Annotated in this window: 15 protein-coding genes and 3 tRNA genes; 14 read left to right on the top strand and 4 right to left on the bottom strand. The window is 28.5% G+C overall.

Annotation, left to right across the window (positions count from 1 at the left end; translation table 4 throughout):
- From pta to AACL10_RS04040, 11 genes are all read left to right on the top strand, one after another.
- The gene (gene pta, locus AACL10_RS04090) at positions 1 to 984 is read left to right on the top strand and encodes a phosphate acetyltransferase (protein ID WP_338984846.1); all 984 of its coding nucleotides are present in this window, start codon (positions 1 to 3) and stop codon (positions 982 to 984) included.
- Positions 984 to 2,174, top strand: a complete 1,191-nt coding sequence (locus AACL10_RS04085) for an acetate kinase (RefSeq protein ID WP_338984845.1) — start codon at positions 984 to 986, stop codon at positions 2,172 to 2,174. Before pta ends, AACL10_RS04085 begins: the two co-directional genes overlap by 1 nt.
- Before the next feature lie 86 nt (positions 2,175 to 2,260).
- Positions 2,261 to 3,532, top strand: coding sequence for a hypothetical protein (locus AACL10_RS04080; protein ID WP_338984843.1), 1,272 nt, complete (start codon positions 2,261 to 2,263; stop codon positions 3,530 to 3,532).
- A 165-nt stretch (positions 3,533 to 3,697) separates the two neighbouring features.
- Entirely contained in the window at positions 3,698 to 6,538 is a 2,841-nt protein-coding gene (locus AACL10_RS04075) for a 2-oxo acid dehydrogenase subunit E2 (protein ID WP_338984841.1), read from the top strand.
- Positions 6,539 to 6,624: 86 nt separating this feature from the next.
- A tRNA-His gene (locus AACL10_RS04070) sits at positions 6,625 to 6,700 on the top strand.
- 68 nt (positions 6,701 to 6,768) lie between these two features.
- Positions 6,769 to 8,031, top strand: coding sequence for a hypothetical protein (locus tag AACL10_RS04065; protein ID WP_338984839.1), 1,263 nt, complete (start codon positions 6,769 to 6,771; stop codon positions 8,029 to 8,031).
- The gene (locus AACL10_RS04060) at positions 8,009 to 8,431 is read left to right on the top strand and encodes a hypothetical protein (RefSeq protein WP_338984837.1); all 423 of its coding nucleotides are present in this window, start codon (positions 8,009 to 8,011) and stop codon (positions 8,429 to 8,431) included. The genes AACL10_RS04065 and AACL10_RS04060 overlap by 23 nt, the downstream gene beginning before the upstream one ends.
- Before the next feature lie 26 nt (positions 8,432 to 8,457).
- Complete coding sequence (locus AACL10_RS04055) at positions 8,458 to 8,682, top strand: acyl carrier protein (RefSeq protein WP_338984835.1); 225 nt, start codon at positions 8,458 to 8,460, stop codon at positions 8,680 to 8,682.
- A 3-nt stretch (positions 8,683 to 8,685) separates the two neighbouring features.
- Positions 8,686 to 9,114, top strand: coding sequence for a Fur family transcriptional regulator (locus AACL10_RS04050; RefSeq protein ID WP_338984833.1), 429 nt, complete (start codon positions 8,686 to 8,688; stop codon positions 9,112 to 9,114).
- 56 nt (positions 9,115 to 9,170) lie between these two features.
- Positions 9,171 to 9,246: transfer RNA gene (locus AACL10_RS04045), tRNA-Trp, on the top strand.
- Positions 9,247 to 9,284: 38 nt separating this feature from the next.
- Positions 9,285 to 9,360, top strand: a tRNA-Trp gene (locus AACL10_RS04040).
- Positions 9,361 to 9,389: 29 nt separating this feature from the next.
- Here the strand turns inward: AACL10_RS04040 and AACL10_RS04035 are convergent.
- From AACL10_RS04035 to AACL10_RS04020, 4 genes are read right to left on the bottom strand one after another with little or no spacing between them, the layout of a single operon-like run.
- Positions 9,390 to 10,250: a DegV family protein gene (locus AACL10_RS04035; RefSeq protein WP_338984831.1), complete on the bottom strand. Its 861-nt coding sequence runs from the start codon at positions 10,248 to 10,250 to the stop codon at positions 9,390 to 9,392.
- 12 nt (positions 10,251 to 10,262) lie between these two features.
- Complete coding sequence (locus tag AACL10_RS04030) at positions 10,263 to 11,090, bottom strand: DegV family protein (protein WP_338984828.1); 828 nt, start codon at positions 11,088 to 11,090, stop codon at positions 10,263 to 10,265.
- Positions 11,081 to 11,932: a DegV family protein gene (locus AACL10_RS04025; protein ID WP_338984826.1), complete on the bottom strand. Its 852-nt coding sequence runs from the start codon at positions 11,930 to 11,932 to the stop codon at positions 11,081 to 11,083. Before AACL10_RS04025 ends, AACL10_RS04030 begins: the two co-directional genes overlap by 10 nt.
- On the bottom strand, positions 11,923 to 12,774 hold the full coding sequence (locus AACL10_RS04020) for a DegV family protein (protein ID WP_338984824.1): 852 nt from the start codon (positions 12,772 to 12,774) through the stop codon (positions 11,923 to 11,925). Before AACL10_RS04020 ends, AACL10_RS04025 begins: the two co-directional genes overlap by 10 nt.
- Positions 12,775 to 12,854: 80 nt before the next feature.
- Here AACL10_RS04020 and ytpR point away from each other — a divergent pair, with 80 nt between their 5' ends.
- Genes ytpR through AACL10_RS04005 form a run of 3 tightly spaced genes read left to right on the top strand, consistent with a single transcriptional unit; the run spans position 12,855 to position 15,429 of the window.
- The gene (gene ytpR / locus AACL10_RS04015; protein WP_338984822.1) at positions 12,855 to 13,439 is read left to right on the top strand and encodes a YtpR family tRNA-binding protein; all 585 of its coding nucleotides are present in this window, start codon (positions 12,855 to 12,857) and stop codon (positions 13,437 to 13,439) included.
- Positions 13,429 to 14,472, top strand: coding sequence for a nicotinate phosphoribosyltransferase (locus AACL10_RS04010; RefSeq protein WP_338984820.1), 1,044 nt, complete (start codon positions 13,429 to 13,431; stop codon positions 14,470 to 14,472). Before ytpR ends, AACL10_RS04010 begins: the two co-directional genes overlap by 11 nt.
- A 27-nt stretch (positions 14,473 to 14,499) precedes the next feature.
- Positions 14,500 to 15,429 carry a hypothetical protein gene (locus tag AACL10_RS04005; protein WP_338984818.1) on the top strand — a complete coding sequence of 310 codons (930 nt, stop codon included), beginning with the start codon at positions 14,500 to 14,502 and terminating at the stop codon, positions 15,427 to 15,429.
- Positions 15,430 to 15,441: the final 12 nt, after the last annotated feature.

The following is a 15,441-nucleotide window of genomic DNA, read 5'->3' as shown; positions in this document are numbered from 1 at the left end:
ATGTGAGCAATAAAAGAAATAGAAAATAAAATTAAATCAATTGATAAAAAACAAACAGTTGTTTTTCCAGAAGGTACACAAGAAAAAATTCAACAAAATGCTGAATTTTTAGTGGAAAATGAATTAGCAATACCTGTATTATTGTTTAATACAAAAAGTGAAGTACCAAGTAACTTAAATGAAAAAATTAAAACAGTTGTACTTGATGAATATAACAAAGATGAAATGATTAAAACTTTCTTAGAAGTAAGAAAGGGTAAAGCTGATGAAGAAACAGCAATTAAATTATTAAACCAAAGAACATATTTTGGTGTAATGATGATGAAACTAAACTTAGCAGATGCAATGATTTGTGGTTTAGAATATACAACAGCAGATACTTTAAGACCTGCTTTACAAGTTATTAAAACAAGTCCTAATTATTCAATAGCTTCATCAGTGTTTTTAATGTCTAAAGAAAATGAAAGTTATTTATTCACTGATTGTGCATTAAACGTAGATCCAAATTCTCAACAATTGGCAGATATAGCTTCAATGGCAGCTGATTTTGCAAAACGATTAAATGAAGAAGATGTTCAAGTTGCTATGTTAAGTTATTCAACAAATGGTTCAGGAATGGGGCCAACTGTTGATAAAGTAAAAGGTGCAATGGATTTATTAAAAGATAAATCAACAAATGGAATATTATTTGATGGAGAAATGCAATTTGACTCAGCTTTTGATAAAAGTGTTAGAGATAAAAAATATTCAAACACAAAAATCACAAAAGAACATCCAGATGTTTATGTTTTCCCAGATTTAAATGCTGGAAATATTGGTTACAAAATCGCGCAAAGATTTGGTAACTTCCAAGCAGCAGGACCATTTATTTTAGGCTTAAACAAACCGGTAAATGATTTATCAAGAGGTGCAACTTTAGAAGATATTAAACAAACTTCAATAGTTACTGTTTATACTTCAATGTTCAATGGAGGAAATGAATAATGATTTTAGTAGTAAATGCAGGAAGTAGTTCAATAAAATTTAAATTATTTGATATAAGTGATTCAAAAAATCCAATATCATTAGTTGATGGATTGGCTGAAAGAATTTCAGTTGATGGTAGATTAACTATTGAAATAGATGATCAAAAACATGTCTTTGAAGATAAAATGGATGATCATTTAGATGCTGTTAAATTAATATTGGCAAAATTCACTGACTTAAAAGTTATTGAAAAACCAGAAGATATTAAAGGTATTGGATTTAGAATAGTTCATGGTGGAGATAAAATAGTTGAAACTGTTGAATTAACGGATGAAATCAAAAAAACTGTTGAAGACAATATAAGACTTGCTCCTTTACATAATCCAGGAGCATTAACTTCAATAAATGCTTTCCAAGAAAGTTTACCACACGCTAAATTAGTTGGTTGTTTTGATACATCATATCACCAAACAATGCCAGAAATTAGTTATATGTATACAGTTCCATATGAATGATATACAGATTTAAAAGTTAGAAAATACGGATTTCACGGAATCAGTTATGAATATATAGCTTTTAAATCACAAGAAATTTTTAATAAAAAACAAGAAGATTTAAACTTAATAGTTTGTCACTTAGGAAATGGTGCAAGTATTTGTGCCATTAAAAATGGTAAATCATATAATACTACAATGGGGTTAACTCCTCTTGCTGGATTAATGATGGGTACAAGAAGTGGAGATATCGATCCTTCAATTATTCAATATGTTGCAAAAGAAACAGGTAAAGATGTATTTGAAGTAACAGATATTTTAAATAAACAATCAGGTTTACAAGGTGTAAGTAAAATAAGCAGTGATATGAGAGATGTTATTGCAGCTGCTGCTAATAACAATGCTCAAGCATCATTGGCCTTAGAATTATATACACAAACAGTTGCTGATTTTATAGTTAAATTTGCAAATCAAATAAATGACAACATTGATGGAGTAATATTTACTGCGGGTATTGGTGAAAATGCGTCAATAGTAAGAGAAAAAGTTATTCAAAAATGTGGTCTATTAGGGCTTTCAATCGATTCTAGTTTAAATGATGAAAAATATGGAGATTATCTAAACATTTCATCAAAAGATTCAAAAATTCCAGTTTTAAAAGTTAGAACAAATGAAGAATTAATGATTTGTAATCAAACATTGAAGTTTTTATAGAAAATTTAGGTAAAACCAGACTCATAGTTTGGTTTTTTCTTTTATATTAGATATAATTTTTACAATGAAGTGCAGGGTGATAAGAAATGAAATTAAATAAAGACTTTGAATTTTCTTTAAAAGTAATGGTTTTAATTATTTTAATTGCCTTTTTAGCATTCGATTTTGCCTTGCAAATATACGCTCCTAAGAAAAACTTGGAAGGTATACCTGCAATGGAAAGATTAAATATATACTATGCTTTCTTTACTACCCAATCTAACTATGCAGTAGTTATTTACTTAATAGTTGCTCTATTTATGAGAAGAATTTATAACACTAAACCAGTGTTTGGTATTGAATTGGCCATGACAGTTTATATTACTGTTACAATGATGGTTTTCTGATTTGGTCTTTTGGCTTCACCAGATGAAATAAATGCATATTATCCATCTAACTGAGTCTCTACTGTTGTTTTACATATGTGTATACCAAGTATTATGATTGGTTATTTCCTTCTTTCTTGTGGTGATCATTATCACGCACCAAGAAGATACTCAAAATTCTCATTGCCATTAACTTGTGGATACCCAGCTGGATATTTAATATTTGCAATGATTAGGGGAGAAATAAGATTTAAATACTTTTCACCAGAGTTTTTTAATAAAATATATAGTAATAGTCCTGAATCTGAATGATTCTGAAAAAATATATGAAGTTTAGATAATGGTGTTATAGATCAAACAAAATATTACACTCAACAAATGTGATATCCTTATTGATTTTTAAACATTCATCAATTCGATCTTGGATATGGAAGCGATAATAACTATACTAGTGTAAGTCGCAGCATGGGGCCTGAATGATTACTAATAAGTATTTTCATACTATCTTGTTTAGCAATTACATTCCTTGTAGTTAATTTACAATACTTTTATTTAAATTGAAATAATGGTAAATTTTACAGATGACATGATATCGAAGGTAAACTTATTACAAAAGAAGAACATGACTATCGTAAACAAAAAGCTAAATTGAAAAAAATTACTTTTAAAAACGAACAAAAGATGGAAGTTTTACACAAAAAAGTTGAATTTAAAATATTCTTAAAAAGTATTAAATCTTTAGAAAGATCTGAAAGAATTTCTAAGAGAAAAAAATATATCAAGGCTAGAATTCTTGAAGAGAAACTTAAAAAAGCAGCGGTAAAACAAGAAAAAGTTATTTATAAGTCTAATAAAGAAAAAATCAAAAGATTTATATTATCTCTTAACTATAAAGACAGACCGTTTGTTAGAGATAACATTAGAGAAGCTGAAAGATATAAGAAACTTGTTAAAAAAGGTGTTCTTATCTTTAATCCTAAATATACAAATTAAAAATAAAGTAGCAATACTTATTTTTTTTATTTAAGGTGTTAAAATATATATAACAAAGGGCTAAAAAGTATTATTTTATTAATCTGATAACCAATAAAGGTAGGAATTTGCCTTTATTTTTTATATAATAATAGGTGGTATATATCTAAAAGGGGCGATAGGATTATGGTACATTTAAGGGCTAGAAATTTACCATCAAAAGGAATTTTAAAAGAGTGATTATTCTCTGGAGAAGAAATTACCTTCGGACAGGATTTTGCTCTTATAGAACTTGATGATGGAACCAAAGTAAATATAAAATCTAACTACAATGGTGTTGTTACCAAAACTATTCATTTAAACAGTGCTGTTAAAAATGGAAGTATTTTAGCAAACATAGCTGTTGGAGATAAAGAGATTCAAAAATTTAAAAGTAGACATTACAAAAAAGGTGATGTCCAACATATACCTGAAGAAGAAGTATTTATAGGTGATGGAGAACATGAACCTAATTTAAAACCTGTCGAAACTGATGCTGATTTATTTTCTGGTGCTGTAATGTATGACAGATATAATCAAGCAATAACTCCTTTTTCTACTGGAAGAGACGATATAATGGATTCTCCAGAGAAAGTCAAAAAATTAGAAGAGAGGGATAATGATATGAGTCAAGCAAATGAACAACCCAAAGACAGATTTGCTCAGATGAGAGCAAATATTAGAGACTCAATTAAGAATGCCCCTCAAAATAAAATAATGGGTGACTTAACAAAAGAAGAGTTACTTAAAATGACAAATGAAGATGTTAAAGCAGAAGATGGAGGTAATCTATTTTCTACAAATAACACAGCTGGTGTAAGTAAGTTTAGACAACTTGTTCAAGCAAGAAAAGAAAAACTTTTAGAAGAAAATGACTTTAAAGAAGTACAGGAAGCTGATGAAGAAATTAATGCAATGTCAAAAACTGACGAAAAAGGTCGTCCTTTAATTATGAGAAACATAATTCAAGCAAGAATTGAGAAGTTAAATAAAGCCGGTGGAGATCCAAGTGTTCTTGAAAGAGATATTGTAGCTACAAAAGACAATGCAATTCTTGATAGCCAGAGACCTAAAGAAGTTGTTGATCCAATTCAAAAAGCACAAGAGGTTGAAAGAATGAAACAAAAAAATCTTGAAGTAAAATCAGATGATACATTTATGAGACAAGGGGCCAGTGAAGATGGTCAATTTGGTGTTTCATATGGTTCTTATGTAGATGATGAAGAAGCAACAACAATTGATGCAAATGATTTAAACCCATATGGTGGTGTTGTTATGCCTAAAAAGAAACCAAAAGAACTTATGGAAGAAATTGGTCATAAATCAAGTAAAACTTATGCTGAATCAAAACTTTCAAATCTATATGACACTTCAAGAAGATGAGATATCATGAAAAGTAGAGATGAAAGAAGTGTTATAAACCAAAGAAGAGAAGCTGTTGAAAGAGGATTGAAACAAGAAAATCTTCAATACAGTAAAAAAGTTAAAGAAATTGGTATACCAAAAGAATTTTTAAGAGAAGTTCCTCAACAAGATCCTTCAACAGGGGCTATGGTGTTTATGCCTTACAACGAAACTCCAAAAGGTAAACAAGAATTTGAAAACTGATTAAGAGCTACAAACTTATATACTGCTTATAAAGATGAAGCAGAGTATATTGAAAGAACAACAGAACTTGGTATGAGCGCTCCCGCAGATGAATTAGAAGAAATTGCTCACGATTCATTATTGGTTAAAACTCCAAAAGTTGTTCAAAAAGAAATTAAAACTGAAATTAGTAAAAAAGATAGTGAACTTGCAAAAGCATCAGATAAAAAAACTGCTGATGAAACTGTGGATTTCTTAAAAGATCAAATAAAAGAATTACAAAAAACTTTAAAAGAGCAAAACCAATTAAACGCTGCAACTTCTAAGTTAAATCAACAATCTAACTTCAACGCTGGAACTGATACATTTGGACAAATGATGCAATACATGTTAATGCAAAACATGATGCAAAGTATGAATCAAAAGAAAGAACCAAACAAAGAAGTTAATGCAAACGATTTAAAATCAATTATCAAAGAAGAAATTAATGCATTTGCAAACGAATTAAAAGAAAAACAACGTCAAGAAGAAGAAAGAGCTAGATTAGAGCAAGAAATTATTGAAAGAGTTGAAAAAGATATAAGAGAAAAACTTGAATTAGAAAGATTAGAAAGAGAAAAAGAAAACATCAAAGATGTTAACTTTGAACAAGATAAACCAGATAATTCAGTTGGATACTTACAATTCGAATCTAATGATGTACATAAAGTTATTGAAAGAGAAAAAATTAATGAAAACAGAAATCCAGCTGTTAAATCAATGATTTTAAGTCAAAACTTTGTACCTCCTTTAACTATTTCTACTGAAATTGATATGAGTTCAATTTTAAAATTAAAACACATGTTAAAACAAACACAAAGTCATATTAAATTTACAACTATATCATTTATAGCAAAATCTATTTCTATAGCTTTAGAGGATTATCCTAAATTAAATTCAAGTTATGATGCAGAAACAAATGAAGTGGTTATTAAAAAATACCACAATATTGGTTTAGCAACTGAAACAAGCGAAGGTTTAATTATACCTGTACTAAAATTTGTAGAAAAGTTATCAATTAAAGAGGTTGCAATAGATATAAAAGAAGTAACTACAAGACTTAGATCTGGAGAACTTTATGATTATGAATCAGAGGGAAGCACTATAACAATTGCTAACTATGGTAATATAGGAGCAATTCAAGCAACTCCAACAATTTTCTATCCAAACGCAGCTGTAATTGGAGTTGGTAAGATTGTTAAAAAGCCAGTGGTTGTGGATAATGAAAAACTTGCAATAAAAGCAATTATGAATATGAGTTTAACAGTTGATCAAAGAACAATAGATGCAGCAGAAGCAGGACAATTCCTTGCAAGGGTTAAATCTATTCTTGAAAAACCTGAAATTCTTACAGTGTCTTAAAATACAACATTTAGTTGTATTTTTTTTGTTGTTTTTTGCCACTTAAAATATTTTTTTAGTATAATAAGTAGGTGAAACATTATATGGCGTGTATGGCGAAGTGGTTAACGCACCGGATTGTGGTTCCGGCACTCGGGGGTTCAATTCCCCTTACACGCCCCATTTAAGAAACTTAATCTTCTTTTAAAAAAGAAGATTTTTTTTATCTAAAAGTCGATTACATATTTGAGGTGATTTATATTTTAGATATTAGTTTAAAAGACGAGATAAAATTTTCAGAAGAACTTCAAGACAAGGAGTTTATTAAAGTTAGTCGAGTCGATAGTGAAAAAATGGGGTTAGACGCCATATTTATTAATGAAAAGTATATTTTTAATAAAAAAGAGTATTATAGATTATTTATAAGACCCAGTATATCAAATGCTGATGGATATGATTATTTTAGAAGATTCTTTCAAGAGTCTAAAAAGGATGAAACGACACTAAATTTTAAATCTGGTGCTATACAACTTTATATTAGAACCAAAGAGGGTGTTGAATTAATTAAGAATGGTAAAGAAGAAAAGTTTGACATACCATCATATAAAATAACTGGGAAAAGAAATGGTGTATTTACTCTAAGTGATTTTGATTTTATAGAAGTTGACATACCAGCTTCTTATATAGAAGATCAGCAAAACTTGTTTATTTCTTACAGTGCAAGTTATAACGTAGAGGGTGAATACATCAAACCTCACACAAATTATGGAAGTATTGAAATAGATAGAAGAAATCTAACTCAACATAAATATTCCAACAATAGAAGCACAACAACTATTGCAAATCTTGCTTATGGTTATTTTAATTATGATTTTAATAATAAATATAATAGACACTATTTTGATTTGTTAAGAAACGATATTGTTATTGATGTTAAACGAAGATCTACCAACACAATTGATCCTGTTATGGAACTTAGAAGTAATTATACTTCTTGAAACTCTATTAGTGATTCTGTTTTAGGTAATAAAATGAATACCTTTATGAAAAATTACCTTGAAGGTTTAAATAGAACAACATCTTTAACATCAACACCTAAATTAAAGAGTAGTTTTGATTATAGTGATTACTATGCAATTAAGAAAATAAGTGATGAAGTTAAAGTTATTGAAGATAAGTATGAAATAAAAAATAAGAACATAACAAATTACTCTTTTCCTAAAAACACAATAGAGGAAAGCGAATTAGGAACCGAAGGTGTTTTATGAAACCCTCTATACAATAATGAAATTATTTATAATAGAGAATTAAACTTAAACTCTAGATTATTTTCTATTGATTATGTTTCGGAAAAATTGAATAAAAATAATTATAATATAAGTTATTCAAGTGAAACTGAAAATTACACTTTCTCTTATTTAATATCTTATAAAACTGATGAACTAAATAATATAGGTTGAAAAAACAAAGAAAGGATAATAAATTACATCAATGAAAAAGAAAAAAATATCTAAATGAATTTGTGTTTCAATAATTTGTATATCTTTATTTTCTGTTCTGGGATTTTTTGTATTTTTTTATACAAAAGCTGCAAATACGAATATAGATCAAGGAAATAATGTGGAAGAAATTGAAAAACCAACAGTACCGGAGAAAAAAGATTTTGCTAAAAGTGATTTAACTATAAACTTTAGTTTAGAACAAAAAATTTATATGATTAATTTTTCCAAACAAAAATATTTCAAAATGAATGAATTCAAATACTATTTTTTATTAGAATTTAACAAACTTGGACCAAAAAATAATTCAATAAATTTAAGCTACAGTGTAAATGATTTGACACACCCAACAATGATAAATGTAGATTATAAGTTGACTAATCGTACATATACTTGGAATTTTAAATTAATTTAATATATAATTATTTATGGTGATTAGAAATGAATTATTTTGAAGAAATAAAAAAAGCACTTTTAAATAAAGGTGCTAAAGGTACTATAAGTAACAATTCAGAATTTAAATCAATGGGATTAGATTCACTAGATTTAATGGACATGATAGTTACTTTAGAAGATAAATTAAATATCTCAATATCAGATGATGAACTATTATCTATTAAAAAAGTAAGCGACCTTTTAGCGGTAATTGAAAATTTAACTAAATAGTTTATGGAAAATAAAATTAACGATTATTTAGAATTATTCAAAAGCAAAAAAGTTAAACTTACTGACGTAAGACTGTCTATGTTAAAAATAATTGCTACTAAAAAACATTTCACAATTAACGAATTAATTTCAATGGTGGAAGAAGATCTTGGTAGTGTAAATGTTATGTCTATATATAACAACATAGATTTATTCTTAGAAATGCACTTATTATTTGCAAACACAATAAATGGTAAGCAAATTATATATGAAGCAATATCTCCACAGTTAATGCACATTAGTTGTGATGTTTGTGGTTCTTTAGAGGATTTAGAAAGTCCATCACTGGCAAATGAGCTATTTGTAAGATTTTCAAATATTTTAGAGGACAAAGATATGGATCTTGAACACTTCAAGTTAGAGCTTCATGGAATTTGTAAAAAATGCAAATAAAGAGAGCATATTCTATACATAAAACTTTTTAATGTTATAATTAAAAAGTATTAAATAGGGGTATAGTTCAGTTGGTAGAACATCGGACTTCAAATCCGAGTGTCGTGGGTTCAAGTCCTGCTACCCCTGCCAATAAGAAATATCAATACCCGAAAGGGTATTTTTTTATTAGGGATATAGTTCAGTTGGTAGAACATCGGACTCCAAATCCGAGTGTCGTGGGTTCAAGTCCTGCTATCCTTGCCATTAAGAAACAAAAAATAACGCAATAAGCGTTATTTTTTTGCTATTAAAGATTTTTTAATTGCTATAAGAGCCATTGTATCAATCCCTGCATGTCAAGGATAAACATTTGGCACTAATTCTTCTTTATATTCTAAATTATTATCTTTTAAGTAGTTTTTTATTTGATCCATGTGTATTTTGTTAGCTTCTGGTAAATGAACAAAAAGTAGTTCAAATTCATCTTTTATATCTTTTTTTAGTGCTGCTATCATTTTATCTAAAACAGCTCCATATGTTCTTCCCATACCAATTTTTTTAGGTTTTTCTAATCATTGGATAGCAACTTTAGTTTTCATCATTTTTAACATAGTTATTAATAGTGAGTTTGCTCTTCCACCCTTAGACATTTTTTGTAAATCACTTGGTACAATAGCGGTAAATGAATTTTTTGATCATTCATCTGATTCTGCTTGGAAAGCTTTTGGATCTTCAATTCCTTCTTCAACCATTTGGGCAAATTTAAGTGCCAATAATTGTGCACAGTTTGCTGCCAAAAAGTTTTTTATTATAGTAACTTTTCCTTTGTAGTCATCATCATTTGCAATCATTATAGCTGTTTGGTGCATTCCAGAAAGGTTTGCTGGAATTGTCATATGAATAATATGATCAAATTCTTTTAACATTTCATCATACTTATTCATTAATTCTCCTGGAGAGGCCTGACTTGTAGTTGTTTTACTTCCTCCAGCAAGTATTTTCATTAATTCTTTTTCCTTAACAACTTCAGGTGTGTCTAAATAATCATCTTTATCATTAACAATTAAATGAAGTGGTATTACTCTTACTAGTTTAGTATTATGTTCTTTTTCAATAAAACCAGTTGAACTATCTACTAATATTCCTATTTTCATATACATTTCTCCTTATTTTTTTCATGCAGCTAATGCTAATGTTTCTCTACCTGTATGACAAGTTATAGTATTTGGCATTTCATCATAAAGTCTTACTTTTAATCCAGCTTTTTCAATTGCTGTTTTTACTATATCTAAATATTCTTCGTCGATTCTTGAGTAAGATACATCAACAAATTGATCATCACCGAACTCTTTTAAAATTCTAACTACTTCTTCTATAGCTTTTTTAAAAGTTCTTTCTTTTCCGTGTTTATCAATTTTTCCATCATATTTTAGTATTGGAGTTATTTTTAAGAACTTTGCAAGTCCTGCAGCAGCTTTACTAATTCTTCCACCACGAACCAAATGATCTAAAGCTTTAGGAATAATAAATAAACTAAATTTATCATTTGATTTATTTATTTCATCTTCAATCTCTTGACCGTTTTTACCTTCATTAGCTAATTTTAAAGCTATCTCAACTTGAGTTCTTAAAACTGTACTTACACCGTTAGTGTCTGCAACAAATACTTTACCTTTATACTCATCTTCTTGGGCAAGCATTTTACAAGTATTGTATTGACCTGAAAGTCCTTTTGAAATTAAAATACATACTATTTGATCATATTCTTTTAATAACTCATCTCATTTTGTCATCATTGTTCCTGGAATAGATTGTGATGTTTTTAATAGTTGTGAGTCATTTAATTCATAAAATGAATCTGGTTTGAACAATTCGTCATCAGCTATTTGAGTTCCGTCTTCTTTAGTTATCATTAATGGTACTAAATATAAGTCTTTTACTTCATTAATGTTTGGAACACCACTTGCTGAATCAGTTATTATTGCTATTTTCATAATTTTTCCCCTCAAGTTTGGTAAGGCATTAAAGCAAATGTTTCTCTACCTGTATGACAAGTAATTGTATTTGGCAATTCATCTCATAAACCGATTTCATAACCACAATCCTTAATTACTTCTTTTACAAGTTCAAGAGTATCTTTATCTGCTCTTGAATAAGCAATATCTACGATATTACTATTTGGATAATTTTCTTTTAAAAGTAGAAGTGCTTCTTCTACAGCTTTTTTAAAAGTTCTTGTCTTACCTTGTTTGTCTATTTCTCCGTTATATTTTAATATTGGAGTTATTTTCAATATTTTTGCAAGTCCTGCAGCAGCTTTACTAATTCTTCCACCACGAACTAATTGATCAAGTGATTTTGGAATAATATAACCAGTTGTTTTGTTATAGTGTTCTTCCAATATATCTTTTATTTCTTGACCAGTTTTACCTTCATTAATCAATTTTACTGTTAATTCTAGTTGACGCTTTAAAATGATACTTACACTGTTTGTATCAACAACATGTACTTTACCTTTATATTCATCTTCTTGTGAAAACATTCTAAATGTATTGTACTGACCTGAAAGTCCTTTTGAAAGTAATAGACAAATAACTTCATCGTATTCTTTTAATAACTCATCTCATTTTGTCATCATCACACCTGGAATAGATTGTGATGTTTTTAATAATTGTGAATCATTTAATTTATAAAATTCATCAGCAACTAAGTTTTGATCGTCAGCTATTTGCTGCCCATCATCAGTAGTAATCATCAATGGTACTAAGTAAAGGTCCTTAAAACCTTCTAAACTATTAACACCACTTGACGAATCGGTGATTACAGCTATTTTCATAATTTTTCTCCTCAAATTTGGTTAGGCATAAATGCAAAAGTCTCTCTACCTGTATGACAAGTAATTGTATTTGGCATTTCTTCTAATAAACCTATTTTCAATCCTGCAAGATCAACTATTTCCTTAACCATTTCAAGAGTTTCTTTATCTGTTCTTGAATAAGCGATGTCTACGATATCGTTCTTTGAGTACTCAGTTTTTAATAATCCAAGTGCTGTTTCTACAGCCTTCTTAAATGTTCTTGTTTTATCTTGCTTATCGATTTCTCCGTTATATTTTAATATTGGAGTTATTTTCAATATTTTTGCAAGTCCTGCAGCAGCTTTACTAATTCTTCCACCACGAACTAATTGATCAAGTGATTTTGGAATAATATAACCAGTTGTTTTGTTATAGTGTTCTTCTACTATCTGTGTGATCTCTTGACCGTTTTTACCTTCTTCAATTAGTTTTTCAACTAATTCTAATTGACGTTTAATAACGATACTTACACCGTTTGTGTCAATTACATGTATTTTATCTTTATATTCATCTTCTTGGGAAAACATCTTAAATGTATTATATTGTCCTGAAAGACCTTTTGAAATTAGTAAACAAACAACTTCATCATATTCTTTCAATAATTCATCTCATTTACCCATAACATTACCAGGGATAGACTGTGATGTTTTTAATAATTGTGAATCGTTTAATTTATAAAACTCATCCATACTTAAATTTTCATCATCAGCTATTTGCTGTCCATCTTCTTTGGTAATCATCAATGGAACAAGGTGTAAATCTTTATATTTACTTACATCCTTAACTCCACAAGAAGAGTCAATTAAAATTGCAATTTTCATAATTCCTCCTCTATATAAAAGACTTATTATATTATATAATTGTTTTGACATTATTCCAATAGAAAAGAAGGCGAATTAGTATGAAATTATTTTCAAGATATATCAAAAACTTCAATACTATAGGGGTTTTATTCAAGAGTAAAAATATAACAGAAACAAAAAAACAAGACAATTGTGAACTTTTATTTCACAATGATGAAATTGTTGGAATAAATATTTTTGGATTTGATCTTGATAAAAACTTTTATTTAGAAGATAAAGAACTTCATGAAATTATAAAACCCTTTGTTGAAAAACAAATTGGTAATTTTGATTTCGAGAACCAATTTATAATAGCTAAGATAATAGAGTGTGAAAAAATACCAGATACACACTTATCGAAATGTAAGGTATCTACCGGAAAAGAAGACATTCAAATAATTTGTGGAGCCAGCAATGCTAGAGAGGGTTTATTAACAACACTAGCAACTGTTGGTTCTTGAATGCCTGATGGTAGTCAAATAAATCAAGGTAAATTAAAGGGTTTTGATTCTTTTGGTATGCTTTGTTCATCTAAAGAACTTGGAATAGAGGATAATAAATTTGATAAACCAGGAATTATGGAATGAGATTTAAATGATTCATACATTGGTAGATCTATATGAGAGGTTCTAAATGAAAAATAAATTTAATATTGATTTAAAAATCTTTCAAGACTATTATTCAGCTGATTATTTTAAAAAAACAAAAGAAATATTAAACAAATTTAAACCAAACCAACTTGTAACAATGCAATGATTTCAAAGGGGTTCTGAAACAATGGTTTGTGGTATAGAAATAATAAAAGAAATTCTAAGATTATCAGAAGTTACAGATTTGCAAGTGGAAGCAGTTGAAGATGGAGAAATAGTAAATCCATTAGAACCTATTCTTAAAATTACTGGAAAATATAGTGATTTTGCACACTTTGAAGGTCTTTTTGATGGAATACTTTCAAGAGCATCTACAATTGCTACTAATGCAAGTAAAATATTAAAAGCTGCAAATGGTAAAACTGTTCTTAACATGAATGACAGAATGGACTATTATTCTAATCAACAAATAGATGGTTACGCATCTAGTGTTGGGGGTATAAAAAATCTTGTTACAGAAGCATCTTTTGAATATCTTGATGAAGAACCAAACTTAAATGGTACTATGCCTCATGCTTTAATTGCTTCTTTTGATGGAGATTTAATAAAAGCTACAAAAGCGTATAGAGAGACTTTTCCGAATAATAACTTGGTAGTGCTTGTTGATTATAACAATGACTGTGTGAACGATTCATTAAAAGTTTGTGAAGCTTTTAAAGGAGAGGTGTATGCAGTCAGATTAGATACATCTCCTGCTTTAGTTGATAAATCACTTCAAAACTTTGAAGAAAAAGATAACAACTTACATGGTGTTAATCCAACACTTGTTAAGTTATTAAGAGAAAAATTAGATGAAAACGGGCACAATAAAGTAAAAATAATAGTTTCTTCAGGATTTAATGAAGAAAAAATAAAATACTTTGAAAAAGAAAATACACCAGTAGATGTATATGGTGTAGGAGATGCTATTACTAAAAATAAGATTGGTTTCACAGGAGATATAGTACTTATTGATGGAAAAAAACAATCTAAATTTGGTAGAGAAAACACTTTTTCAAATAAGATAAAAAGTATAAAATATAGATAATGATGTATTTAGCAAGGAGGACACTTTATGAATTTATTCGCTAGAAAAAAGAACAGAAATGATGATCTTGAAAACTCTAATGAAAGATATGAAGAAAGAAGTCCTAATCATTGGACTTATAATGATGATCCTATGCTAAATATGGAACCTGTTTTCACAGATGATCCAGAAGCTAACAAATTTTCAATTGAAGAAATTTCTAAACAATTTGCAACAGAAGATTCAAGTGTTGAAAGTAATTCGGTAACTGATAAGTTAGCAGAAATAAGAAAAAACTTAGGTACAACAAGTACTCAACCTAAAAAATCCGGAGGTGTTCTTGGTTCTATTATTGATGGAGCTAGAAAGAAAACTCAAGATATACAAAATGAAATACTTGAAAACGACCCTGTAATTGCTAAATTACAAAAAATTGAAGAATTGCGTAAAACAGGTGGTGTGGATGCAGATCTTTACACCGATGTTGATAAAATAAAACAAAAATCTGTTAGTTATGCACAAAGAGCAAAAGAGTTCCATGAACAAAATGCTACAAAACCTGTTGAAAGTGAACTGGATAGAGTTAGAAGACTTTCTCAAGAAGTTCAAAATCAAAGGGATGAAAGAAATAAACTAAGACAACTTGAATTAGAACAAAAAACAGAAGATGAAGTGGTAGAACCACAAGAAAACATCTTCTTAGCTGTTCCTAAAAGAGAACTTAAAAAGAAAAGTATTGAAGATGAAGTTAAAAACAAACTTCTTGAACTAAAAGAAATTAAATTCAGAAATATTGAAGAAGAAGTCGAAAAAACAATTCAAGAAATGGAATCAAAAGTATTCTTGAGTGACGTTGTAAAAGAAGAGTTCTTTGAAGAAAAGTTAAAGGAATTTGATAAACTTTTAAAAGACAGTACAAAAGAAAACAGAAAACCAGAACTTATTAAACCTAGAAGACTTCAAAACAAAAAGAAATAAGGTGATGTCCAA

Source organism: Spiroplasma endosymbiont of Diplazon laetatorius (assembly GCF_964019625.1).
Taxonomy (GTDB): domain Bacteria; phylum Bacillota_I; class Bacilli_A; order Mycoplasmatales; family Mycoplasmataceae; genus Spiroplasma_A.
This window is presented reverse-complemented; position numbering and strand designations above follow the sequence as displayed.